This is a genomic window from Arthrobacter sp. 01L42 (assembly GCF_056400005.1).
In genome coordinates, this window is record NZ_JBFTSL010000017.1 from 101,442 (window position 1) to 125,060 (window position 23,619).

The 23,619-nt window shown below is 64.1% G+C and carries 28 protein-coding genes; 20 read left to right on the plus strand and 8 right to left on the minus strand.

Going from position 1 to position 23,619, the window contains the following annotated elements; genetic code table 11:
- Positions 1–9: 9 nt before the first annotated feature.
- Positions 10–2,649, plus strand: coding sequence for a TrlF family AAA-like ATPase (locus tag AC1DN2_RS15630; protein ID WP_476851033.1), 2,640 nt, complete (start codon positions 10–12; stop codon positions 2,647–2,649).
- Between the two features lie 755 nt (positions 2,650–3,404).
- Here the strand turns inward: AC1DN2_RS15630 and AC1DN2_RS15635 are convergent.
- Complete coding sequence (locus AC1DN2_RS15635) at positions 3,405–4,208, minus strand: sigma-70 RNA polymerase sigma factor region 4 domain-containing protein (RefSeq protein ID WP_476851034.1); 804 nt, start codon at positions 4,206–4,208, stop codon at positions 3,405–3,407.
- Between the two features lie 198 nt (positions 4,209–4,406).
- On the opposite strand from AC1DN2_RS15635, the gene AC1DN2_RS15640 reads away from it, so the two are divergent.
- Complete coding sequence (locus tag AC1DN2_RS15640; protein ID WP_476851035.1) at positions 4,407–4,868, plus strand: hypothetical protein; 462 nt, start codon at positions 4,407–4,409, stop codon at positions 4,866–4,868.
- A 44-nt stretch (positions 4,869–4,912) separates the two neighbouring features.
- Here the strand turns inward: AC1DN2_RS15640 and AC1DN2_RS15645 are convergent, their stop codons facing one another.
- Positions 4,913–5,935, minus strand: a complete 1,023-nt coding sequence (locus AC1DN2_RS15645) for a DUF4238 domain-containing protein (protein WP_476851036.1) — start codon at positions 5,933–5,935, stop codon at positions 4,913–4,915.
- Between the two features lie 390 nt (positions 5,936–6,325).
- Positions 6,326–7,669, minus strand: a complete 1,344-nt coding sequence (locus AC1DN2_RS15650; protein ID WP_476851037.1) for a ParB/RepB/Spo0J family partition protein — start codon at positions 7,667–7,669, stop codon at positions 6,326–6,328.
- A 205-nt stretch (positions 7,670–7,874) separates the two neighbouring features.
- Between AC1DN2_RS15650 and AC1DN2_RS15655 the strand changes: the two genes are divergently transcribed.
- Positions 7,875–8,120 carry a hypothetical protein gene (locus tag AC1DN2_RS15655; RefSeq protein ID WP_476851038.1) on the plus strand — a complete coding sequence of 82 codons (246 nt, stop codon included), beginning with the start codon at positions 7,875–7,877 and terminating at the stop codon, positions 8,118–8,120.
- 87 nt (positions 8,121–8,207) lie between these two features.
- On the opposite strand, the gene AC1DN2_RS15660 is transcribed toward AC1DN2_RS15655, so the two are convergent.
- The 3 genes from AC1DN2_RS15660 to AC1DN2_RS15670 all read right to left on the minus strand — a co-directional run bounded on the left by AC1DN2_RS15660 (position 8,208) and on the right by AC1DN2_RS15670 (position 10,381).
- Positions 8,208–8,363: a hypothetical protein gene (locus tag AC1DN2_RS15660; RefSeq protein ID WP_476851039.1), complete on the minus strand. Its 156-nt coding sequence runs from the start codon at positions 8,361–8,363 to the stop codon at positions 8,208–8,210.
- Positions 8,364–8,548: 185 nt separating this feature from the next.
- Complete coding sequence (locus AC1DN2_RS15665) at positions 8,549–9,526, minus strand: DUF4192 family protein (protein ID WP_476851040.1); 978 nt, start codon at positions 9,524–9,526, stop codon at positions 8,549–8,551.
- 426 nt (positions 9,527–9,952) lie between these two features.
- The gene (locus AC1DN2_RS15670) at positions 9,953–10,381 is read right to left on the minus strand and encodes a hypothetical protein (protein WP_476851041.1); all 429 of its coding nucleotides are present in this window, start codon (positions 10,379–10,381) and stop codon (positions 9,953–9,955) included.
- 446 nt (positions 10,382–10,827) lie between these two features.
- Between AC1DN2_RS15670 and AC1DN2_RS15675 the strand changes: the two genes are divergently transcribed.
- The 5 genes from AC1DN2_RS15675 (at position 10,828) to AC1DN2_RS15695 (ending at position 13,301) form a co-directional block, all read left to right on the plus strand.
- On the plus strand, positions 10,828–11,484 hold the full coding sequence (locus AC1DN2_RS15675; RefSeq protein WP_476851042.1) for a helicase associated domain-containing protein: 657 nt from the start codon (positions 10,828–10,830) through the stop codon (positions 11,482–11,484).
- Between the two features lie 324 nt (positions 11,485–11,808).
- Positions 11,809–12,141, plus strand: a complete 333-nt coding sequence (locus tag AC1DN2_RS15680; RefSeq protein ID WP_476851043.1) for a hypothetical protein — start codon at positions 11,809–11,811, stop codon at positions 12,139–12,141.
- Positions 12,122–12,430, plus strand: a complete 309-nt coding sequence (locus AC1DN2_RS15685) for a hypothetical protein (RefSeq protein ID WP_476851044.1) — start codon at positions 12,122–12,124, stop codon at positions 12,428–12,430. The genes AC1DN2_RS15680 and AC1DN2_RS15685 overlap by 20 nt, the downstream gene beginning before the upstream one ends.
- 426 nt (positions 12,431–12,856) lie before the next feature.
- Complete coding sequence (locus tag AC1DN2_RS15690; RefSeq protein WP_476851045.1) at positions 12,857–13,129, plus strand: hypothetical protein; 273 nt, start codon at positions 12,857–12,859, stop codon at positions 13,127–13,129.
- 25 nt (positions 13,130–13,154) lie between these two features.
- The gene (locus tag AC1DN2_RS15695) at positions 13,155–13,301 is read left to right on the plus strand and encodes a hypothetical protein (protein ID WP_476851046.1); all 147 of its coding nucleotides are present in this window, start codon (positions 13,155–13,157) and stop codon (positions 13,299–13,301) included.
- 129 nt (positions 13,302–13,430) lie between these two features.
- On the opposite strand, the gene AC1DN2_RS15700 is transcribed toward AC1DN2_RS15695, so the two are convergent.
- Entirely contained in the window at positions 13,431–14,036 is a 606-nt protein-coding gene (locus tag AC1DN2_RS15700) for a DNA-binding protein (RefSeq protein ID WP_476851047.1), read from the minus strand.
- Between the two features lie 381 nt (positions 14,037–14,417).
- On the opposite strand from AC1DN2_RS15700, the gene AC1DN2_RS15705 reads away from it, so the two are divergent.
- Together AC1DN2_RS15705 and AC1DN2_RS15710 are read left to right on the plus strand one after the other, a co-directional pair.
- Complete coding sequence (locus tag AC1DN2_RS15705) at positions 14,418–14,912, plus strand: GNAT family N-acetyltransferase (RefSeq protein WP_476851048.1); 495 nt, start codon at positions 14,418–14,420, stop codon at positions 14,910–14,912.
- Between the two features lie 446 nt (positions 14,913–15,358).
- Positions 15,359–15,628 carry a hypothetical protein gene (locus AC1DN2_RS15710; protein ID WP_476851049.1) on the plus strand — a complete coding sequence of 90 codons (270 nt, stop codon included), beginning with the start codon at positions 15,359–15,361 and terminating at the stop codon, positions 15,626–15,628.
- Between the two features lie 378 nt (positions 15,629–16,006).
- Here AC1DN2_RS15710 and AC1DN2_RS15715 read toward each other — a convergent pair whose 3' ends face one another.
- Positions 16,007–16,183 (minus strand): CsbD family protein, encoded by a 177-nt coding sequence (locus AC1DN2_RS15715; RefSeq protein WP_476851050.1) that lies wholly within the window; start codon positions 16,181–16,183, stop codon positions 16,007–16,009.
- Positions 16,184–16,640: 457 nt separating this feature from the next.
- Here AC1DN2_RS15715 and AC1DN2_RS15720 point away from each other — a divergent pair, with 457 nt between their 5' ends.
- The 10 genes from AC1DN2_RS15720 to AC1DN2_RS15765 all read left to right on the plus strand — a co-directional run bounded on the left by AC1DN2_RS15720 (position 16,641) and on the right by AC1DN2_RS15765 (position 23,394).
- Entirely contained in the window at positions 16,641–17,093 is a 453-nt protein-coding gene (locus AC1DN2_RS15720) for a hypothetical protein (protein ID WP_476851051.1), read from the plus strand.
- The gene (locus tag AC1DN2_RS15725) at positions 17,090–18,319 is read left to right on the plus strand and encodes an Nramp family divalent metal transporter (RefSeq protein WP_476851052.1); all 1,230 of its coding nucleotides are present in this window, start codon (positions 17,090–17,092) and stop codon (positions 18,317–18,319) included. Before AC1DN2_RS15720 ends, AC1DN2_RS15725 begins: the two co-directional genes overlap by 4 nt.
- Positions 18,316–18,720, plus strand: a complete 405-nt coding sequence (locus AC1DN2_RS15730) for a hypothetical protein (RefSeq protein ID WP_476851053.1) — start codon at positions 18,316–18,318, stop codon at positions 18,718–18,720. Before AC1DN2_RS15725 ends, AC1DN2_RS15730 begins: the two co-directional genes overlap by 4 nt.
- On the plus strand, positions 18,707–19,054 hold the full coding sequence (locus AC1DN2_RS15735) for a PRC-barrel domain-containing protein (protein WP_476851054.1): 348 nt from the start codon (positions 18,707–18,709) through the stop codon (positions 19,052–19,054). Before AC1DN2_RS15730 ends, AC1DN2_RS15735 begins: the two co-directional genes overlap by 14 nt.
- A gap of 141 nt (positions 19,055–19,195) precedes the next feature.
- Entirely contained in the window at positions 19,196–19,582 is a 387-nt protein-coding gene (locus tag AC1DN2_RS15740; protein ID WP_476851055.1) for a hypothetical protein, read from the plus strand.
- Positions 19,583–19,776: 194 nt separating this feature from the next.
- The gene (locus AC1DN2_RS15745; RefSeq protein WP_476851056.1) at positions 19,777–20,277 is read left to right on the plus strand and encodes a DUF6328 family protein; all 501 of its coding nucleotides are present in this window, start codon (positions 19,777–19,779) and stop codon (positions 20,275–20,277) included.
- A 203-nt stretch (positions 20,278–20,480) separates the two neighbouring features.
- Positions 20,481–21,302: a hypothetical protein gene (locus AC1DN2_RS15750; protein WP_476851057.1), complete on the plus strand. Its 822-nt coding sequence runs from the start codon at positions 20,481–20,483 to the stop codon at positions 21,300–21,302.
- Positions 21,303–21,618: 316 nt separating this feature from the next.
- A complete protein-coding gene (locus AC1DN2_RS15755; protein WP_476851058.1) occupies positions 21,619–21,873 on the plus strand; it encodes a hypothetical protein in 255 nt (84 codons plus the stop codon).
- 294 nt (positions 21,874–22,167) lie between these two features.
- Positions 22,168–22,305, plus strand: a complete 138-nt coding sequence (locus AC1DN2_RS15760; RefSeq protein ID WP_476851059.1) for a hypothetical protein — start codon at positions 22,168–22,170, stop codon at positions 22,303–22,305.
- Between the two features lie 195 nt (positions 22,306–22,500).
- Positions 22,501–23,394 carry an SDR family oxidoreductase gene (locus AC1DN2_RS15765; protein ID WP_476851060.1) on the plus strand — a complete coding sequence of 298 codons (894 nt, stop codon included), beginning with the start codon at positions 22,501–22,503 and terminating at the stop codon, positions 23,392–23,394.
- The last annotated feature ends 225 nt before the right edge of the window (positions 23,395–23,619 follow it).

Sequence of the window (23,619 nt, forward strand, 5' to 3'; positions counted from 1 at the left end):
GGGTCAGCAATGGATTCGGTGTTCGGAGAGCTATTGGAAGGGTCTACTTGGCATCGATGTGCGTTGCAGGTCAACCCGTTTTCCTATTTGGCGGTCAACAACAAAGAATCGCTAGAGCACCCGGACGAAGAGTCCTACAACAAGGCCATCATTGCCGCGCTTCAGGATGCTTCGGTCAGCGTCATAGCGATTACAGACCACTGGTGTGTGGACTCCAGTTCTGAGCTTCGCGCCGCCGCGATTGAGGCTGGCATCACGGTTTTCCCAGGCTTCGAAGCGACCGCGAAAGACGGAGTGCATCTCCTAGTTCTATTCGATCCATCCGTAACTGCCGCCAGCATCAATAGGCGCATCGGGGAGTGCGGGATTCCCGAAGATTGCCGCGAGTCACGACCCGGAAACCTCGACACAATAGAACTTTTATCTGCGGCTCAAAGGTGGGAGGCAGTCGTTGTCGCTCCGCATGTGACGACAGGAGGAGGGCTGTTCGACAAACTAAGCGGCCAATCAGCCATTCGTGCATGGACCGACCCTTTGCTCCACGCCGTTGCGCTAGGAGGAGTCCAACCAAACCAAGGACAGGCTGGCATTCTGGCGAACAAGACGCCCGACTACAAGCGTGACAACCCAGTCGCCATCCTAAATGCGGCGGACATCAGCAAACCAGGGGATGTTCAAAAATCAGGAAGCACCAGCTGGATCAAGCTCTCCAGCCTGACGATCACGGGACTCGACCTGGCTTTCAGGACACCCGAAACCCGCGTATCTCGTGTGGACCCGTCAGCGAACGTACACGCTCGAATCGTTGGCGTGTCTTGGCAGGGCGGGTTCCTGGACGGTGTGAAAATTCGATTCAATGAGTCGCTCAATGTACTCATTGGGGGCCGAGGATCAGGTAAGTCCACTGTTCTCGAGAGCATTCGATATGTGTTGGATATTGCCCCGCTTGCAAAGTTGTCCAAGGAAGAACATTCAGCGATGGTTAAGAATGTCCTTGGACCCGGGACGAAGATTCACGCACAGATCGAAGTCCGGAAACCCTCACCATCCGCGTATACCATCGAACGCATTGTCGGTAGCGCCCCAGTCGTTCGCGACAGCACCGGGAAGCTTCTGAGCTCCACTCCGGAGGATTTGATCGGTGGAACAGAAGTCTACGGACAGCGGGAGCTTGCCGAATTGGCGAGGGACCCGCAGAAATTGACGCAACTCTTGGCTCAGTACCTCCCTGGCCCATCGGGTCCCAGCCCTGCATCCTCCAACAACCTGCCGGAACTATCGAGGTCTCGTGCGGACATCGTCCGTGTCCAAGAAGACATAGCTGGCCTTGATACAAAACTTGCCCGGATGCCGATCATCAAAGAAAGACTGGCCAGGTTTGACGAAGCCGGCGTAGCGGACAAACTGAAGGTTCAAGAACAAACACAGCAGGAAGAAGCCCTGCTCGAACGCAGCGCAGGACTCCTCGATTCAACTGCCCAAGAAGCTCTTTCAACCATTGAAACGGGTTTTCTGAGCGATGATTCGACAGTTGATTTGCCCAATAAGCCCCTCCTTGCTCGCGTAGAAACTGCCATCACTAAATACAATCTGGCAGTCGAGACGGCCCTTGGTGTGCTCAAGTCGGCAAAGGAGCAGGCCGACGCGGCCATCGCGGAAGTTAGGACCGAATGGGAGTCGGCGGCGAACCCCACACGGGAGGAACTCGCAAAGGTGCTACGCGAGCTCCAACCAGGAGGCATCGATGGGAGTGAGTACCTAAAGCTCCGTCGAGAGTTGAATGAGCTCACACCACTGCAGAAGAAGCGAGATGACGAAGATGCTGCTCTGGTAGTCCTGCTGAACGATCGAGAGCGGCTGCTCGTCGACGCGGAGAACCACCGCGCGGAAAGGCTTCGCGAGCTCAAACAGGAAGCGAAGAAGGTCGGACGAAGACTGAAGGGGACTGTCCAAGCGAGCGTGCTCGACGGGGAGGACAGGACACCCCTTGTGGCAATTCTAGAGAAGGAAGTACGTGGGCGTTTAGACCTCGTACGTGCCGCTATTTCGGACGCTGACCTGTTCTCCCCCCGAGCTTTTGCGGGACTGGTCAGACAAGGTGCAGACGCCATCAAAAAGGAATATCCGTCCATTTCTCCCGCACAGGCAGCAACCCTAGCTGGAGCTTCGGAGGATACTTTGATGCTCATCGAAGAGGTGGACCTACCCATAAGCACAGACTTGGAGCTCAATGTCGGGCTGAAGACAGCTCCGACTTGGCGAAGCCTGGACCATCTTTCGACCGGTCAAAAGGCGACTGCTCTGCTCCTGCTGCTGATGCACAGAGGTGACGGACCGCTGATCATCGACCAGCCTGAAGACGACCTCGACAACCGATTCATCTACGAGGACATTGTGCCCAAGTTGCGTGAAACTAAAGGCAGCCGTCAAGCAATTTTCTCTAGTCACAACGCAAATATTCCCGTCCTCGGGGATGCCGACCAGATCGTTTCCCTGGCGGCAGAAGACGGTCCAGCGGGAGTTGCAGGCAACATCGTGCCAGATGGATTGGGGTCTATTGACCATCCCCCAGTACGAATGATGGTGGAGGAGCTGCTTGAGGGCGGCCGGGACGCCTTCAATGCTCGCCGATACCTCTACGGCTTTTAAGCGAGTGCGGACACACCTCTCGGCCAGGCATGGGTACTACACCGATTGTTAGGGCTGAGCTGGCCGTGTTCATTCAGCCGTCCTTGAGCCGCCGGCCTCCGGGCAGATTCTCACCCCAGGACGGGTACATCGCACCGTCGTTGTGTTCGGCTTCACCGCGGGCTGTCTCTGCTTCAATGGCTTTCGCCACGAAATGGCTCCAGGCACTTCGTGGCGCACAAGCCGTCGTTTTGAGTGTAGAAAGGGCCTCACTACTGGCCGGCTTGCCGGCAGGCTTGGCATGAAAAGAATGAGCCGTGTGACCCTGCTCTAGGCTGCGAATTCTGCTCCAGTCCGCCCGTTAAGGCTGCGGACACGCCCAGGCCCTAGCCCACGAGTGCAGCATAGGCCGGCTGCGCCGCCGCACGCGCTACGGGTGGCACGGATCGGTGCACAGGTCGCGTTCGCCTGCCCCAGTCCTTGCCCGCCAGGGCTCTCTGCCTGGACAGCTCTGGCGGGTTAGCTAGGGAGGCTCTTTCGAAACAGCTTCCGCGCTTTTCTCCCAGCCCACACCACCAGAGGAATCGAGCCGAGGCCCATTGAAAGCAAGGTGTGTCCCCCTACCAGGGCGAGGACCGCGGCCAGAGGGGCAGCGACCAATAAGACGCAGCAGGCGACGGTGATGATTAGTGCCTGGAGCCTTGCTGTTCTCTGCTGGTCGTCCAAGGCACGATCAACTACGCCTAGCCATGATGGGTCGCGGTGCTTACTCATACTCACACCATCACCGTCCCGCTGAATTGGTCGGGGGAAGGCACAGAAGTAAAGCCCGCAGGGGGAGTGATCTTGCCGGCACCGACAGCCAGCAGCACCTTCTTTCGCAGTTGATACATTCGGCGCTCAACCGTCTTTGGCGTCAGCCCCAGTGCCCTGGCTGCGTCCACCTGCGAATACCCCTGGTAGAGGAGCCCGAGGACAGGCTTTTGGTTGGGCAGGGCCAGAGCAAAGACCTGGGCGACTGTCTCGGAAATCTCGACCTGATCCGTGAAAGACCGGGCGTAATTAGGGTCCAGCCACGGAGCAGCGGCCGTTTCGTAGGCGGTGAACCAACGGCGGTCGCGGGCATTTGCCCATGCAAGGTAGGCGCCCTTGAATGCTTGCTTGCACGCACCTATGAAGTAGGTGGGCAATGCAGCCCCTTTGTCGGGGTTCCAGTTCTTCACGTTCTCGAAGAAGATCCCGTCCGCTCTAAGCAGGACTTCGGCGGCCAGCTCGTCCCGCAACTCTTCCGATTCACGTAGAAGCCTCTGGTCGTCGAACTTCCATTCGACGGGCCGGCCCATGGCGGCGGACGCCTGGGCCAACTCTCCCGTGCGGAGTTGCTTCTTGATGGTCTTGAAGCCGAGTGTCCAGAAGTACTCACGGACCAAGCTGCGTTCGGCAGGGGTCAAACGGTCTTTCGTGATCGCTTCGGAAAGCTCCACCTGGCACCACTTGCGGCTGCCGACGGGGAGTAACGGCAGCCCGGCTGCACCCGTCTCCAGCTGTTCGTTCTCGGGTTCTGTCTCACTTGGGGCCACAGCCCCTCCAATCTATCGGTTTTTGCGTTATACGCCTCGACGGCGTTATATGCGGGAACTTTGGATTACCCCCCAAGCCGGAAAAACCGGCTAATAAGGCCGCTATTGAGGGCCTGATATTCCTCGGAATGGGTGGGAATCGGGATTTACCAGGGGCGCTAGGAAGTCGGCTAGCCGTCGCCCGGCTAGGTTGGATGCATGGATGAGTCGTTTTCTAGTGCATGCCGGGTCTTCACTGTGCTTCATGCCCGTTGGGTAGCGGAGCAGGGAAAGTTGCGTAAGACCGTTGCCAAGATCGGGCACGTCGTATGGAACGAAGATGGCACCGAGTGCAGCATCTACATTCCCGCAAGGTTGCAGCACGAGACGCTGCCGGGCGTTGTCGAATCGCTGAGTGACTATGTGGGCGCGGAACTGGTACTGACGTCTGCGGAAACCCTGCCCTGGGTTATGACTCGTCCAGAAACCCTCAAGCTTGCTCCTTCGGACTGCGTTGCGCTGGAGCTAGGGAAATGGAGCACAGGGATCGGGTGGGGTGAACCGGGCCGACTCTTAGAGAGTGATGAAGTGGAGACGGCCTGGCGGCATATTCTCAGCCAGATCGGTGAGGACAAAGCTCGTTGGCAAACATACTCGCCAGCCCTTCCAGGATTTGGCTGAGCACGGATGGCGGGGCGAGCGTCGTCATACTATGATCGAGTTCTTTACTCATGCTGCTCTGATACAAACAGTGGCTCTCCGGTGAACTCTTCAGGCCCTCCCATTACTTCGATCTCCTTGTCCCTGGGGTGGGGCAGATCATATGGAACAAGGTGTGCATCGTCGGGGTGATGGAAGATCCATTGACGGGCGTTGTCGATGGCGGCGTCGTTGAACAGGTTGGCCGCTGCAGTAGACGGAGCTTGGGTCATATCAAAGCGACCTGTGGCGACCTCTTCAGCATCCACGTTTCCAAAAAACTCCTCAGGGTTGCCTAGGAGTAGACCAATTTTGCGGGTGAGTGGGAAAGTGATGCCCCAGGCGGTCATGAGACCAACGCCTTCTTCCATTGCGTCAGCATGACCCATTTGCCTGTTCACGTGGGAAATGAGGCTAACGGGCGTATCACACGTCAGGAGCGAACGAGCTGAGAATCGATAAAGCATCCACGGGCGAAACAGGAAGTAGCGGACAAGCTTGGGTGTCAGCTGCAGCATCTGATTGATGTGACCGATGGGCGCTAGGCGGATGGGAGGTCCCCCAGGTTGCGTTGCCCCGTCCCAGATTCGCGCCGCTTGCTCCTCTGAGACTGAAAGCCCATGTTTCCGCTTGACCCATGCGGCCACGTTGGCTTTCCCCCCGTACCCAATTTCCATTCGGGTAACGAGAGCGCTCGTCTCTTCCATGTGCCGGCGCTGTTCTGGGCCTCGCAGGAACTGTACGGTCAGAAAGGCTGCAAGCAACTCCCTGTCCTCTGGTGAGAGCGGCCATACGTGCTCTTCGGTAATCCTGCGAATTACGCGTGCCGCCTCCCCTTCCATTCGCGACAGGCCTTTCTCGAAAGCATCAGGTCCTTCCTCGTGCCCTGGAACGGCATAGAAGTCGGTGTGCGCTGAGGCCTTGCTAGTGGATTGCACAAACCTCTTGGTCCCCGGAAGCTGCACAGTGCCTATCTGGCGAGATCCTGTGGCAAAGCCTTTCAAATAGAACTGCGGCACCGTGTGATGCTTGCGTGAAACGTCTGCCATTTAAACCACTCCCCCACCGTTACGGGTTTTGGCTGCGGATCGCCGCCATTGTCCACCCGAAGACATTGCCTGTTTGCAGTATGCAGGAAGGGCCGACACCACACGGTGTCGGCCCTTCCTGGTTTTCCCTCTGCAAAGGAAATCTATGGTTCAGCGTAGCTGAATTGTCGGTGTTGCTGCCACGAGGCTGGGGAACGTCGTTGTTCCTGGCCACGCGGGTAAATGGTTTCTGGGCATGTGTCGCGTTGTGCGGCGGTCCGTCGCTGGTGAGTGGCTGCTGTGGTTCGCCCCTGAGCGGCGGACCGCCCGACGTCCGGAAGGTTCCCGGCCCCTACAGGGTGAGTGGCCGGGCGGTTGCCTCTGGGGTACAGCCGCCCGGCTCACTGTCCGTTACTCGGTGTCGGTGGTGTGCCTGTCGAGGATGATCTGCTCCACGGCGCTTGCCGTGTATCCCCAGGTGGTGAGCTGGTTCAAGTAGTGGAAGTGCCGCTTCTCGGCGGACCGCCATGAGTCTTTCTGGATGGTCTTTTCGTACCCGGCGCAGATCAAGGCGATCAGGGAGAACTCGGGCCGGGCGGTGGTTTTGGCGGTGTGGTCCCGCAACGGGTTCCAGCCCCACCGGTCGGTGTCCTCCCCGGTCTTGGCCCCGATCATGTCGGTGGCAACCTTGCCGTCGTAGCCACTGGCGGTTTCCGGATCGTGGGTGATGGCGTGGACGGTGAAGTACTGCCAGCCCTTCGGCGCGGTCTTGCGGGAAAGCAGGGCCTTCACGAACTCACGCCTGACCGTCGTTGCGCTCTCCATCTCGCGGTTGTTCGCTATCAGGGACTTCCGTTCGGCTTTCTGTTCCTCGGTCATCGGGCCTTTCTGGGCCTGCGTGCCGCCGTCGTAGCGTTCGTACTTCGGGGTGAAGCCCAGTTCCTGCCAGCCGGTGATGACGGGCGTGGCGTTGTGCTGGCCCCGGTAGTCGGTGCTGATCAGGTAGGCGTTGGCGTCCTCGTCGGTGGCCGGTTCCCCGTCGGCCCGCTTCGCGGCCGAGACGTACAGGTTCTCCTCGTTGGCGTAGTGCCCGGCGTCCTCGACGACGGTCTTGCCGCCGGCCTCGAGCTCGGCGATGAGTGCGGCGAGGGCGGCGGCGCGGTCGCGGCGGTCGCGCAGCAGCTGGGCGACGTGGAGGAGCTGATCGGGTTCGTCCGCGATCACGGATTCGAGTTCCTCGGTCGCGTCCTGGTTCCCTTCAAATTCGGCCATGATGAGCGCTTCGTCGATGGTGTATCCCTTGCCGAGGGCGGCGGCTCCGGCGTTCGAGGCTTTGGCTTTCAGTGCCCCTTCCACGGTGGTCTTGGTGCGCCCGGTCTTCTTGGCGATCGCGGCGGCTGAAACGCCGATCAGGGACAGCTGGTGGTAGGCGTCGGCTTCGTCCGCTTCGGTCAGTTCGGCGCGCTGGATGTTCTCCACGACCTGCGTCACGATGCGTTCGGCTTCCTCGGGGGATCCGATGATCATGACCGGGATGCTGGTGCGTCCGGCTTCGACGGCGGCGCGGGTGCGGCGCTGTCCCATCAGGACATGCACGCCTCCGTCGTCCTTGCGGTGGGCGATGACGGGTTCCATCACGCCGTGTTCCTTGATGCTGGCGATGAAGTCAGCGGTCAGGGCGGCGTCCTTGCGGACGTTGATGTCCACGGTCAGGGTGGCCGGGTCGAGCATTTCGAGGGTGGGTGTGGTGTTCATGGTGTTGCTCCTTTTGCAGAGGATTCCGGTGGGTGGGGCGGCTCAGGTGACCGGCCAGCTTCCCCTCTCCCCCCGTTGTTTTTTGGTTGCTGGCAAGCTCGCTTGCTCGGCGGCCGACGGAGCCCTGTCTACCCGCAGGGCAAGGGCGGACGCCCCAAAGGGGTGCGAGCCCTGCGAGCATGCCTTTCCTGCGTAGGGTGAGTGCATGACTGAGCCGGCTCCGCGTGATAACCGCCCGGGCCTTGCGGGGCACGGTGCTGGGCTGGATTCTCCGCGGGTCCTCCGGGTCCTGGCCGTGGTGTTCACACTTGCCGCAGCAGGAGCGCTGGCGCTGGTGGTCCTCGATCTCGTGATCGCCCGGCCGGCGGCGGGCGATGTCTTCATCGCCGTCCTGAATGCCCTGGCGGCATTCGTGTTGTGGCGCCGGGCGTTGGAACACACCCGGGCATGAGGAAAGGCCGGCACCTGGGTGCCGGCCTTTCCGGGTTTTCCCCTCTGCAAAGGAAATTTGGGTGGGCAGCGTCTCGCTGCCTGGTGGTTAGAGGTTGTGGTGTTCCTGGGCCCAGCCGATATTCGCGGGCCCGGTCGGTTCGCCGGCGGTGAGCAGACGAATTTCGATGATGTCTTCAGCCAGGCTGGGGTCGGCGTCCGGTTTGTCGTCGTCGGTCAGGATGTATTCGGTTCCCATGCTCACGCTTCCTGGTCGGTGCAGTGGTCGTGGGTTCACTGTAGCCGTGGTTTCTACACGCTAGCTGGAGTTCCGGGCTGCGCCCGCGCGAGCGTCAGGCGGCCGGCGGAGCGAAGCGGGGGAGGCCGCCCCGCCACCGGCAAAAAGGCCGGGCCGGGATCATTGGGTGATCCCGGCCCGGCCCTGTCCGTTTAGTTGTTGTGGCGCTGGTAGGAGGTTTCCGGGTCGCGGGCGACGTCTGCGACTGAACCGCGGTTGATCAGTTCCTGCAGCAGCCCGGCCAGCCGGAATCCGGGTGCGTCCGTGTCCGCGTGCTTGAGGTAGCGGCCTGCCTGGGTGCCGTTGCCTTTGAGCCATTCCAGCCAGCCCATCAGGGTCAGCATCGGTGCGCGCTGGCCTGCCGGGACTGCCTTCATCAGCTCGAACGCGATGGCCTGGGCCCGGTCCACCCGGTTCCAGTCCGGTCGGCCGGTGAAGGTCCCGAGGATGACGTCGGCGAAGTTGCCGTTCTGGGTGGTGATGGTCTCGCGGAACAGGAAGTCCCGGACCATTTTGTGCTGGAACGCTCCCGCGAGGTCCCGGGCGGTTTCGCTGTTCGGGGTCCCGGTGCTGTCCAGCACGGCCGCCCACGCGGCGCATGCTTCCTCAATGTCCGCTTCGGTGCCCTCGGGTGCTTGTACCGGCATGGCCCAGGTGCCCAGCAGGGCGGGGTTGTAGACGTCGATGTCCTTGGCGCTGCCGAAGAAGGTAAACGCCGCGTTGGCGTGGCTGTCGGTGATCTGCTCCAGCGGGTGCTCCTCGTCCGTGCCGAACTCCGTCCAGTGAGTGGAGGTCACGAGCCAGACGTTCCGCACGGGCATCCGGGCGGCGGCCAGCTCGCTGACCAGCGCGGCGACGTGCGCGGCGTAGGGGTAGCTGTCCTGATCCTCGTCGGTGTAGACAACGACGTAGGAGGCCGTTGCCTTTTCATCGTTGGCGGCGTGGCTGGTCAGCGTCTGCGCGTAGTTCAGCGCCTCGACGTGTTCGGGTGCGTCCACCCGCAGCGTTGCGCCGAGGGCACCGGCTTGGGCGGTGAGGACCACGAACGATTCCGAGGGCGTGATGCCCAGCAGGTGGGGGATGGTGGCCAGCAGGTCAGCGGGACCGGTGAGGTTGAGTTTTTCAATCATGGTGTTGCTCCTTTTGCAGAGGATTCCGGTGGGTGGGGCGGCTCAGGTGACCGGCCAGCTTCCCCTCTCCCCCCGTTGTTTTTTGGTTGCTGGCAAGCTCGCTTGCTCGGCGGCCGACGGAGCCCTGTCTACCCGCAGGGCAAGGCGCGCCAGCGGACGCCCGAACGGGTGCGAGCCCTGCGAGCATGCCTCTGGCTTCGTCTCCCCGGGATCCGCCCATGCCGGCCCCGCCCCTTGGGCATGCCGGTACACGTGCTGTTCCGCCTTCGGTTCTTGCCGGAAATGGCGGTCCGCCGCCGGTGACCACCGACGGCAGCCAACCACCGGCGGCGGACCGCCCGAACCCTGTCGGCCGGTCCTGGTCCCTTGGTGGGGAGGGTGGACCTTGCCGGGCGGTGGTTCCGCCCGGCAAGGTTTCAGCACGTTTTAGGCGACGTTGGCCATGTACGGCATGCGGTAGCGGCTGGGGAGTTCTGCGGCGGCTTCGGGCAGGTCGTCCGGGCCGTGGGCCTGGCCGTTCGTCCAGTGGAAGAATGCCTGTTCGGTGATTGCGTCCCATTGCCGGGCCTTGGTCCGGTAGTAGGTGCAGGTCACGTCTCCCTCGCAGTAGGTGGCGACGCCGAAGAGGTTCCCGATGCTGTCAGCGGTCCGGGTTGCGGCGACCATGACGTAGGGCCAGCTGCCGAGGTCCCAGCCGTCACAGCCCCAGCTGGGGATCACGGCCCAGCCGTGTTCGCCGATGAGTTCCATCCAGTCGTAGCCGCCGTTCACGTGGTAATCGCCCAGCACCGTCGCGCCGTCGATGGTTTCCCCGGTGTCCTGGGTGGTCACCGTCTTGGTGGTTATTGCGTTCATGGTGTTGCTCCTTGTGCAGAGGATTCCGGTGGGTGGGGCGGCTCAGGTGACCGGCCAGCKTCCCCTTCTCCCCCCGTTTGTTTTTTGGTTGCTGGCAAGCTYGCTTGCTCGGCGGCCGACGGAGCCCTGTCTACCCGCAGGGCAAGGGGCAGGAAATTCCCTCAAGGAAATCAGCGACGCAGGAGCGCCGGAGGGACATTTCCTGCACCGCAGGCCCCGGTGGAGCTTGCGGAGCCGGGGYTAGACGGGGTGGAGCGGACGCCTAGAATCCGGAGGACAGCAACCAAAAAACGTCGAAGACGTGGATACGGGCCAGGGTCTCCGGAGCCCTGCGACGGAGGCACTGGACCCMACAGCCGGCCGCGCCAGCGGACGCCCGAAAGCGCTGTCTGTGGAATCCGCGGTGGCCGCCCGACTTGTGGAGGGGTCGTGGCAGGATGTCCATCATGGACAGGCGGTTGCGGCGCGCTCCTGACGCGGAATGGGTGCTGATGTACCGGCTCGGGCTGAGCCGGCAACGCATCGCTGCCCTCGTCGGCGCCGAGCCCGCCACGGTCGGATACCACCTGGTCATCGCGCGCCACCAGGACCCCCACCTCGAGGCCGAACACCAGTCCGCAGCCGGCTCCGCGCCCGTTCCGCACCCCTCCCCCACGGATCTCGGCCGCATGGACGAGCTCATCGCCTGGGTCAAGGCCGAAGGCCGGCTCCCGCGTGACCGCTCCGGGCAACGGGGCGAAAGGTCGATGGCGCGCTGGCTGTCCGGGCGCCGACGCGAAGCGGCCCAAGGGACCCTGGTCCCGGCCTACCGTGACGGTCTGGCCCGGGTGCCCGGGTGGCTGGGGAACCGCAGGGAAGCCGAGGACGAGGCCCGTTGGCACCACCGCCTGGCCCAGCTCGAGGACTTCCGACACGAGGGCAACGATTGGCCCCGCCACAAGGGCTGCGATTCTGAGCGGGAACACACCCTCGGCGTCTGGATCCACACCCAGCGGTACAAACACCGCCGCGGCGACCTCGACCCTGCGAAGGCCAAGCTCCTGGACGACACCGTTCCCGGGTGGCAGGCCGGAAGGACCAGGGGCCGCCCTCCCCGGCGGTGACCCGAAAGGCAGCGTTTCCCAGCAGGCCGCCGGCCAGTAGAATTACCGAGGTTCTCCAGTCCCCCCAGCTTGGAGAACCGGGAGCCTCCGCGCTTGAGTCCTTGGATTCGCGCGGAGGCTTTCCTCACGGCTCGCAGCAAGGACCCTCTTCCCGGTTGTGCCCATTGGGGGCAGGTGGAGCCCTCCGCACAGCTCAGGCTGTCCCCACTGGGTGCAAACCGTTTGATTGTCGGACCCCTCCCCCATGCTCAAACCTGCACATCTATTCGAATAAAATTACTAGGCTGGAAATTTGTTATCGAATGTCAGTTCTAAACTGAGGATATGAACCCGGAACAGGCGGCCCGGTTGCAGGCGCGGTATGCGAGGCGGGCCGGCCCGATCGGGCTGACGGTGGAAGAGCTCGATTTCGAGCACTTCCCCGCCAGGAACGGCTTCCCCGGGATCCCGGTGAAGGCGTGGATCCGGTTTCCGAACTGCGCCGAGCTGGTCGACGGCGAGGTCTATGCCTGGACGGCCAAAGCCGCCGAAGTGACGTGGAAGGACGGTCCGGTGACCTACCGGACCTGGGTGTGGAGTTCGGCGGTCACCCGCCGGGAAGACATGATGAGCAGGAACTTGGGAAAACGCGTAGAACGTGACAGCAGTAGCGAATGAAACAACCCTGGACGTTGACGTCGACGTCCGCTTCACCCCGGCCGGCACGCCGCTCGCCGTCCGGCACGAGGGCCGCATCTGGGCCGTCGCGGCCGAGCCGGTGCACTGGTTCGACCGGGACGCCTGGTGGGACACGCAGAGCACGGCTGCCGTCGGCAGCGGCGACCTGGTCAGCATCGAGTTCTGGAGGGTGCAGGTCCGTCTCAGTTCGAGCTCGGCGTTGCGGACCTTTGAGCTGCGCCGCAACCCGCTCTCGACCCGGTGGCTGCTCGAAGGCATCAGCGATTAGGGCCTCGGCGGCAGGGAACCCCCAACCGATCAGCGATCAGACATGGGCGGCGATCCGGGCAGAATTCACGCTCCCGGCCCTCGGGCAGGTGCACCGCCGGCTCTCCGAACTGATGGAAGACCCCGGACCGGTGCTGCGCCGGCTCGTCCGCGATCATCGACGACGGCACCTACTGCCCCGGATTCCAGTTCCTCCCCGGCGGACAGCTCCACCCGACCGTCGTTAAGCTCTTTGACCGGGCGATGGAACTGCAGATCCCGCACAACTTCACCCTCTGGATGGTCACACCCTCCAGGGACCGTAACGGATCCCGCCCCGTTGACCGCCTCAAAGACGGCCCCGCTCCCTTGGTGGGCGCGCTGGACTCCTGCCGCTGGCGCTAGCACCGGCCCTTGACCGCACCCGTCGGGTGCGTAGCGTAGGTCCATGGGACTCATCTACGACGACCCGGACCTCGCGGCCCTGACACTGACGCGGCTCGCCGCGGAAGAATCCGAAGGCCCCGGCGCCCTGGAAGTGCGCATGCGCGACTATCTCGGCGGCCTGGCACAGCGCAACGGGGGCGATTATCTGGAGCTGCTGGCCATCACCCTCGCCCGGGACCATTTCAAGTCCCTGGATGATCTGGCCCGGGCCACCGGGGCAGAGTCAGCAGCGCTGCTGGACGCCGCCGAGATCGACGCGCTGGAGGCCGTGTAGGAACGGGTGCGCATAGGGTGTTCAGGTGGAGATTACAGGCACGATCCAGGCCCCTGACGGCAGCAACGAACGCATCAGCGCCGAAGGCAACACCTGTGAAGAAGCCCGCAAAGCCCTCACGACACAGATCCCGGAGGACCACAAACTCCTCGCGATCCGCACAGACCAATAACCTCTTGCGCCAATAGCCTCTTGCGGGTCCTTCCAGCCCTGGCGGGGAAAAACGGAGCCGGACACCCCAGCTGCCATCGCTTCCGTGACGTCCCCGGTCAGGGGGCAGGATGCGGACGGCGGGAAGGGCCTAGTCGTTCCCGCCGGGAGCCTGCTGTGCCACCGGCCCTGTCCCGGGCATGATGCGGGCCAGCAGCGCATCATGCGCCGTCTGCAGCGTGTCGGCGCGCGCCTCTGCCGCCGCCAGCCGGGCCCGGTCTGCCGACGCTTCCCTGACAGCCTCCTGCGCCGCGGCCCGGGCCTGCTCCAACTGCTCCCCCGCCGCAGCAACGTCGGCCTCCAACGCGGCGATCCTGGCCGTGAGCTCCGCGACCGCCGCGTCCTTCTCGGCGCTCACCCGGTCCAGGTCCGCGACCAGTTCGGCGACCTCCACGGTCACGTCCTTCTTCTCCTGCAACCAGGCTTTCTCGACCGCGGCATGGCGCTCATCGGCCAGCACGGTCGCCTCGGCCCAGCAAGCCCCGGCCAGGCGTGCGGCCTGCTCCAGCAGCACCGCCGGCGCCACGGCGACCTGCCCGCCCGCGGCCCGCTTCTCCTCCGACCACTCCTTCAAATAACGGGTCGCGTCGGCGTTGCTCACCCCCGCCGCGGCCCGCACCGTCGACACCGTGGGCCGGCGCTCGGCGCTGATCTGCTCCGCGGCAGCGTACACACGGTCCTTCACACTCAACGTCACGGCGCCAACCCTTCAAAAGTAGTAGGAATAGTAGTAATACTACTCCTAACTAACGGCGCGTCATGGCCGCGCGTTTCCGCCGCCATGTTCAGGCGGCCGCTGGCCGCCTCCGACAGAAACGGGGGCACGGAAAGGGGCCGCGTCGGACCGCGAGACCGGTCGAGTCCACTACGGGAAGCCCCCGCCGGAGTCCCGTCCCGTGGCGTCCGATCGTCCCCGGAAGCGGTGATCATGGGCGCTTTAGGACGGTTCATCCGCTGTGGCCCGGCCGGTGTCGGTTCCGCCGGATATCGTTGCGGTCCTGTGTCTTCCGCGCGCGCGGACGATGCCGGACACTGTGTTCAACGGTGCCGCCCGCGCACCGGGGAAGGCATCGCCGTCATGAACGCTTCGATCACCCTGGTTGCCGCGACCGGACACCAGAACACCGCGCCGGCCCGCATCCGGGTCCGGCCCCTGGAACCCGATGATCTACTCGAACTGGCCGATCTGCACCGGCACGCCTACGCCGGCCGTCCCGGACAGCGGGCCGGCGACCCGGTGTGGATCGGACCATCCACCGAGGAGGGCAGCGGCCGCACCACCGAGGCTGCGTCCCTCGTGGCGTTCGGACCCGACGGTCAAATCACGGCCGCCCTCATCGTTACCGAACGCGACGGCGAAGCAGTCATCGATGAACTTTTCACACACCCGGACCACCGCCGCAAAGGCCTGGCCGAAGGACTCATCCGACATTGCATGCACCTCCTGCACACCCTGGGCCGCACCACGGTGAAGGTCACCGTGGAGGACAACAACCCGGCAGCGATGGCCCTGTACCTCTCCCAGGACTTCCGCCGCCTCACCGACGATGACACGGACACCGACTACGACTGAAAACCCGCCCCGAACCACCCTCCACGCCGCAGACCCACAGCATCCCCGGGTCCTGATTCACCCCGGACGCCGCCACTCCTCGTACGGTCGGCAGGACGGGACCGTGGAGCCCCCTGCCGGGATCTGAACAGAGCCGGGGGCGCCGACGGTGCAGTCTCCCGACCTGAGGCAGGAAGGACAGCACCAAAAACGGTAGACGAGACAGGGCCAGAGTGTACGGAGCCCTGCAACGGACGCACGGAACCCCGACGGCCGGCCGCGCCAGCTTTGGAAAGAGACGACGTCTCCTCAGAGCCTCTCTGCCGTCTAGGGCTGCCGCAGCCCTTGGCCGGTCTCGACCCGGACCCTACTACGGAGGGAAGCACCGATGACCATCAAAATCAATGACACGGCACTGCGCCACGCCCGGCAGCTGATCAAGGACGCCAGGATCGCCCGGGATTCCCGTGACGACTGGAGCGAACACGCCCCCCGACACAGAGAAGGAAAACGCGTTCATCGCCAAGCACGGCTACACGGAATACGGAACCTGGCATCTGGGCGAAGACACCGAGAAAACCCACGACACCAAGGGACGCTACAGCTTCCCCTTCGGAGATTTCCGGCGGCTGCACCGTTGCGCGATTCTTGCCATCGAGAGCCGGGCCGCCCAGAACAACCACGACGACATCGCCAAGGCAGCGAAGTCCCTCCTCAACGAACTCGACAAGGACTAGTTATCGCCGCCGCCCTCGATGGGCCCGGGTTGCCTTGTCGGGACAAGGCGTGGGTCCGGTGATCCGCTCGTCCAACGCCGATGATTCCCCGGGCCGCGCACGCCATACGCCAGGCATCCTCATACCGGCCAATGCCACCTACCGCCGACCGGGTCCGGAAACCACACCGCTCAAAACCGGTGCCGGCTGGTCCAACACTGGCGGTTCTTGATTCCGGGTACGGCCTCAGCCGGTCCGCCCTCGCTGCAAAGGTTGACGCATGGGAACGGGCAGCTTTAACCTCATTGGATCCTTCGGCTGGGTCATGACAGCGCAGTAAGGGACGGCCGCACTGCGGCCGTCCCCTGTTACCGTTACCGGCTCCGACTGATCCGCGTGTCAATCCTTCTTGAATGCGTCTTTGACTTTCTCGCCGGCCTGTTTGAGGTCGGCCTTCGCCTGGTCGCTCTTGCCTTCGGCTTCCAGAGACCGGTCGTCGGTGGCTTTCCCGGCCGCTTCCTTACCCTTGCCGGCGAGCTTCTCGGCGGTGTTATCGATCTTGTCTCCCAATCCCATGACGGACCTCCGTGGCTGGACGCAGACACTACGCCTGCGGCGATACCGTCAATTTTAGGCGCCACGAGGACTCGGATAAAGATACTTGCCTCGGCTGCGGGCGTGCCGACCCGTCCTGGCAGATCCTGTTTTCATGCCAGCTAGAACCGTCTGGGTGTCGGCTCCGGATCAGCCACGGCTGGTTCAGTGCGGGGCTCGCGATGACGGGATCGGCCGGCAGTCGTGGCTGCGCCACGCCGGAGTGGGGAAATCGCAGGGGTGCCACTGCGGCTGAGGGTGCGGTTCTCCGCGGCAGATGTGGGACGGCACGTCCTGGTCTCAGTTGTGCGTGAGCTACGCCGTTCCGGGTTGTGCCTCAGCTTTTCTCAGGCCGGGAGTGCTATACCTAGCTCAATGGCGCGGTCCTGCCGCGGTCTTGCACCGTTGCGGGCTTGGACTCCCTTGAGGCGGAGGTGAAATGGCGATCTGGCCACGGAGCGGGCTCTGCCTCTGGATTGCGGGGTCGGCACTCCTCAGCGGCTGCAGCGGCGCGTCTGGCGGCACGCGGGACAGTGTGTCCACAGCGCTGAAGGACAGTTCCTCCGCGGTTGCCACCGCCCGGCTCGCGCTGGCGCTCGACGCCGGGGGCAAGCTGACCATGGCGGCAACGTCCACGACGCTCGACGACGTCCTGAAAGACCTCGAAACCACCCGGACCACCGTCCTCCAGCTCTCCCCCACCGTCCAGGACGACCGTGAGACGCGCCGGGAGGCCCTGACCGTCCTGGATGAAAGCATCGCAGGGGTGACCACGGCGCAGGACGCCATTGCCAGCACCGACGGCAGCCCCACACTCCAGGACGGCGACAAGCTGCTGGAGAACGCCGCCGGCAGGATGGCCACACTCAAGAATCAGCTGGGGGGACAATGAAGCGCCTGCTCGGGGTGGCCCTGGGGGTCCTGACCGCGATCGGCGGGTTCGTGGACATCGGCGATCTGGTCACGAACTCCGTCGTCGGCTCACGGTTTGGGCTCTCGTTGGTCTGGGTCGTCGTCGTGGGCGTGGTCGGTATCTGTGTGTTCGCGAACATGTCCGGGCGGGTAGCCGCCGCGTCGGGCCGGGCGACGTTCGAAGTGATCCGGGAACGGTTGGGGCCCCGGGCCGGTCTGGCCAACCTGTCAGCGTCGTTCCTGATCAACCTGATGACGGTCACGGCGGAAATCGGAGGCATCGCCCTGGCGCTGCAGCTGGCCAGCAGCGTTCAGTACCTGCTGTGGGTTCCCGTGGCCGTGGTTGCGGTATGGCTGGTCATCTGGCGGGTGAGGTTTTCCATCATGGAAAACGTCACCGGGCTGCTGGGCCTGACGCTCATTGTTTTCGCCGTGGCACTGTTTCTGCTGAAGCCGGACTGGGGTGCCCTTGGCGCCCAGGTCCTGGCCCCGTCCGTTCCGGAGCAGGAAACAGCCGCCTCGTACTGGTATTACGCGGTGGCACTGTTCGGGGCGGCCATGACGCCCTATGAGGTGTTCTTCTTCTCCTCCGGGGCCTTGGAGGAAGGCTGGACCATCAAAGACCTGGCCCAGTCCAGAATCAACGTACTCGTCGGGTTCCCGCTCGGCGGCCTGCTCTCGGTGTCCATTGCCGCCTGCGCCGCGGTGGTTCTGCTCCCGGCCGGGATCGCCGTCACCTCACTGTCCCAGGTCATCCTGCCCGTCGCCGAGGCAGCCGGGAAAGTCGGTCTCGCCTTCGCCCTCGTCGGGATCGTCGCGGCGACCTTCGGAGCGGCCCTGGAGACCACCTTGTCCAGCGGGTATACCCTGGCGCAGTTCTTTGGGTGGTCCTGGGGCAAGTTCCGCCGCCCGGCCCAGGCCGCCCGCTTCCATTTGTCCATGATCATCTGTCTCCTGATCGGCGCGGCGGTCCTGGCCACCGGGGTCGATCCCGTCCTGGTCACGGAGTACTCGGTCGTGTTCTCGGCCATCGCGCTGCCGCTGACCTACCTGCCCATCCTGATCGTGGCCAACGACCCCCAGTACATGGGTAAACACGTCAACGCCCGCACGGTGAATGTGCTGGCCATGATCTATCTGGTCATCATCCTCGCCGCGTCCCTCGCCGCCATACCACTGATGATCGTCACGGGAGCCGGATCATGACCACCGCACCCCTGCCCAGATACGTCCGGGCCGCCGGGCGGACCCTCGACGCGCAACTTCACCTGCTGGACCGGCAGGTACTCGATGTCGACGGCGTCCCCGTCACCACGGTCGATGACATCGAAATCAGCGCCCCTCCCCCGGACACACCCATACCGGCCGGAACCCCGGCCCCGACACTCACCGCGCTGCTCACCGGCCCCGTCCTTGGAACGCGGATTTTCGGCGGCCGGCCCCCGTCATCACGGCTCATCCGCATCCCCTGGCGTGACGTCGCCTACGTCGGGGTCGTCATCCGGCTGGGCGTCCGCGGCGAGCCCCTGGACGCGGACTGGGTCGAACGCTGGATCCGCGACAAGATCATTGCCCGCATCCCCGGAGGCCGCCATGATCCTCGGTGATCTCCTCGGCACACCCGTGCACGACCCCGGCGGACTCCGCCTGGGGCGGGTGGCTGATGCCCGGTTCACTATCGACGGACCACCGGGCCAATTGCTCGCCGGCGCCAGCTTATTGGGCCTGGTCGTCAGCCCGCACAGCGCCTCCTCGTTCCTGGGCTACGAACGAACCGGTCTCGCCCGGCCTTGGCCCGTGGCCCACCTGCTCCGGTGGCGGCATCGCGGCTCGTTCCTGGTGCTCTGGGCCGACATCGACATCATCGGCACGGACTCCGTCCGGCTCCGGGAAGGATTCACCCCGTACAGCCCGGTCCTGGGCGAATCCGGACAGGAATGACCGCCGGCCTGTCATTCTCGGCTCTTAGCGCCGGTTCCCGGCATTGGCCGGTTCCGAGGCCCAGGCAGGACCTTGAGCACTGGTGTCTTTGCTGTCCATGGGGGCTACTCTGTTGGCGAGACCTTCATGGAGGAGGGCCCGATGAGCGCCTCTGACGAACTGCCCGGCATCGAAGCGCGGCTCGCCGCGGACGGGACCGTGGAAAGCAACGCCAGGGACCGGTCCTTTCTCCTCTCCGTGGTGCGGGAGCAGGGTGCACGGCTCGAGAAATTGGAAGCCGTGGCATCTGATTTCGCGGAACGGGGCGAACGGATCGAACATCAGTTTGACGGCATCGGCTCGATCCACGCTGCCAGGACAGCGGGTCTTGGTGACGGGTATCGGGAAGCTGCCAGGCGCATCCGCGCCGCGTTGGGCATGGCGACGGAGCCGGCAGTCGACGATGCAACGCCAGCCATGGATCCATGTTCGAGTGCCAGCTTCGAGCCGGGCGTCCAAAGCTCCTTCCCCGGGGCTGCGGCAGGATGACGGCAGCAACGACCTCATACCCGAGCCTTCATCCGGGAGCCAGCGGCCGCAGGCGGGTGCAGCGCCGAGGAAATCGTTGCGGTCCTGGTCGTCCGGAGCCCGAAAGCCCCGCGTGATCGAGACGGAAGGGGGCCAAGCCGACGGCGCACACCGCGGCCGCTGGACAGGGAATTTCAGTCTCGCGAGGAGGAGTTATGACAGACCCGGTGGCGCCGCAGGATGACGGCAGGGACGAATCGCTCACTGAGCGGATGGACCGCAATTGGGTGGATTTGCTGCAGGAAATGCGGGTACTTCAGACAGGGGTCCAGATCCTCGCCGGTTTCCTCCTGACGCTGCCGTTCCAGGCACGTTTCGCGTCACTGGACGGCTACCAGATCGGGCTGTATCTCATCAACGTCATCGTGGCCGCCCTCACCACGGCATCGATCCTGTTGCCGGTGAGTTTGCACCGCCGGCTTTTCCGGCAAGGACTGAAAGCCACTCTCGTGGCCAGCGCCGATACCATCGTGAAGGTGTCATTGGCCGGCGTCATGCTGCTGAGCCTGGGCACCACATCCCTCGTCTTCGATGTCACTGCGGGCCGGACGGCCGGCGTAATAGCCGCCATTGGCCTGCTGGCTGTGCTACTGCTCCTGATGGTCCTTATCCCCGGAACACTCCGACGCAAAGCCCTAAAAGAGAAGCCACAATGACAGCCGTTGCATAGGAGCGGCCGGATGGCGCCAAGCGGCAAGTCTTCCGCTCCTTCGACAAGCAGCCCTCAAAACGGTGCCTCACAGCGAGTTTGCCTCCGCCGGATGGTCAGATGATGACTACCTGTTGGGGTGCAGTGGCTCTGGCTAGACTTGAATTGCGCCGGAGTAGACGCATGTATTCGTCTCGGGAGGGCAGGATCATGACAGACCGCAGCGACTCTGAATCACCCGCGGGCCAGGCGCCCACGGGGAAGAAACCAGAAGAACGGGAGCTACGGGGCCGGTACGTCGAAGGCAGTTATGGCAAGGCCGGCGTGCAGCGAGGCCGCCGCGCGGAGGACGAGGAAGGTCAATACATCGAAGGTGATTATGGTGCGGCCGGCAGGGAGGGTGGCCTGCCCGAACCATTGGGAGAGAAGGCCAAAGAATCCGGACGCTACGTACGGGCCGACTATGGCGACGCTGGTGCAGTTCCGGGACGTTCGGCCGGGTCGGAAATCGGTCAGTACGCCGAGGGTGACTACGGTGCGGACGGTACTGTGGGTCCCCTTCGCGAGGCCGCAACAGGTACGAGCAGCGAAATGCCGGCGACCGAGAATCCGCAAAGCGGCCACGAACCTGCATCGCAGGACCGGCCCGTATCGTCGGGTGCCGACGCCCAGGCCGATGACTCCCGCAGCGGTGCAGATGTCGGAGAGGCGGTCGATGTCGCGGAGGCGGGCACCCAGGCGGAAGGCGATCACTCGCATCCGGAACGGGCCAAGACAGGCCAGGCGCCCGTCGAGCAGGTCTTTAGCGACCCCGCCATGACCGAGGGACAGCGGACCGTCACCGGCCCCCCAGCGGCAACCGGGGCCATCCCGCCCGGACCTTCACCTGCCGAAGCCGGATCCGGTGGAGCACAATCCGTTGTCGGGGCTCGAGAGTCTGACCGTCTCGCGGCAGGCGAGCCGCCGGCCGCTGGCCCCCCTTTCGACACCGGCACGAAGGAGGAACGAACGACCCCGCGAGGCGATTCCTAACGTATTGATCCTGCCGCATCCCAGTGTTTTGCCCGTGCTGCCTGGCCGAGCCACTCCCCCATGGGCGACAGCGGCCAATAGGTCGCTGACCACTCGCCTAAAATTCGTACCGCGTGTCACCAAGCCGTTGTGCAGATTTTTCGTCAGAGGGGACTGCCCGTGCTCTGGACAGGGCCGCCGGAACTTTGTAAATTCGGAACAGTCCTAGTCAACCCTTCGGGGTTGGGGACCCTTTGCCGCCGGGTGCACGGCGGCAAAGAGAGCCGCTGTAGCCGAACGGTGGCATAAGGATGCACCCGCGGAGAAGAGCCCCCTGATGGCCACCTCGCACTTCGAACGATTCCTCCTTGAAGCCACCGTCCCGGATGAAACGCACCGGCCGTTGGGGCCGGATTGTCTTTACGGCCTGTACACAAGCTGGTGCCGGCTCCACAACATCACCCCCGTGGAGGACATTACCTTCCGGTCAGCCATGCAACGCCGCGGCATCGATCTGCGCAACAGCCATCGACGGATTACAGGACAGGCCGCAACAGACTACATCCTGGCCAGCTACCCCGCGACGGCCTGACCATGTTCCATCGACGTCCCGAGGCACGCGCCCGGATGCCGCCACATCGACGTAGCCGGCACACATAGCTGGAAATGATCGACCGGCGGTCATTAGCCCGCCCGGGATAACAATGCCCGGGAGAGTTCGCCGCCTCGGATTGAAATGGCGGCTGCGGAAGGCCATGTCGCCCACGCGCGACCTCAGCATAGGCCGAGCCACGCCCTCAACGGACCGAACGACCTGCCTTACCAGCACCTGGTCTGCCCTGCTTTCTGTTCGACAGGCCGGCCCCTCGACGCTAGGTTGGGCCTCATGACTGAGAATCCAGATGCAGACAGGGACCGCCGCGAGGAGGATGAGCCGGCCAAGGGCTCACTCTCCGGCTGCAGCGCCCGCGAAATCGATGGCGAAATCGACGCGCCTGATGCTGATCGTGAGGATCCCCAGTAGCCTTTCCGGACCGCCCTGCGCAGCGCCGGGCCCGCTCCCCCCGTTCAGCGTTTCGCCCCGGAGCCCGGCAGCTGCGCCGGATCCAAAGACGCTAGATGCGCTCAACGCCGCGGGCGCTGCCCACCACACCTTTTACACGCCCGAACACCGTAGCCGCACAGCTTTGACCCCCGCATCACCAGGTAGAGGAGCATCATGACGGACCAGTACACCTTCCGAAACCCTGTCACAGCCTACGATCACATCGAACCTCCCAAACAGCACCAGCCCGAGCCCGGACTGGACGCCGAACTCGTCCCCAAAGCCGACCTCGGAGAAGAGAGCTACCGCGGCACGGGGCGCCTCGAAGGCCGAAAAGCGATCGTCACCGGAGCGGACTCGGGCATCGGCGGAGCAACGGCCATCGCCTTCGCCCGCGAGGGCGCCGACGTCGTGCTGTCGTACTTGCCCGAGGAGGAAGAGGACGCCGCCCGGATTGCCGGGCTGATCGAAAACGCCGGCCGCAAGGCGGTCCGGGTACCGGGGGACCTGAAGGACGCAGCCATGTGCCGGTCCCTGGTGGAGACAGCGCTGCGTGAACTCGGCGGCATTGACATCGTGGTGAACAATGCAGGCAAGCAGATCGCCCGGGAAGACATCGGCGATATCAGCGACGAGCAGTTCGACCACACCATCAAGACCAACGTGTACGCCATGTTCTGGCTCACCAAGGCGGCGGTCCCGCATTTGCCGCCGGGATCGACCATCATCAACACCACATCCATCCAGGCCTACGACCCCTCGCCGACGCTCCTGGACTACGCCACTACCAAAGCCAGCATCAACAACTTCACGAAGGGGCTCGCCCAGCAGTTGGCGCCCAAGGGCATCCGGGTCAACGCCGTGGCACCCGGGCCGATCTGGACACCGCTGCAGGTCAGCAGCGGCCAGCCGAAGGAGGCCTTGCCCGAGTTCGGCAAGGACACCCCGCTGGGCCGCGCGGGCCAGCCCGCGGAACTGGCACCGGCCTATGTGTTCCTGGCTTCCGCGGAATCCAGTTTCGTCGTGGGTGAGACCCTTAACGTCAACGGGGGCAGCCCCACTCCCTGACACCCCGGGGGACCCAAACACAGCGGCCGCTGTTTCTTCCGTGTGCCCGGGGAGGATCGTTCTATCCCGATATTACGGCGCCGCGGGGCTGACCCGGCGGGCCTCTATTCGTCGTGACGACCCGTTCCCCGCGAGTGTCCGGATGCTCCGCGTTTTCCCCTTCCTGCGGAGGATCCGGGTTGGCCGGCATTTTCGGGAGAATAGGTGCTGGTCGTTCAGCCTTCC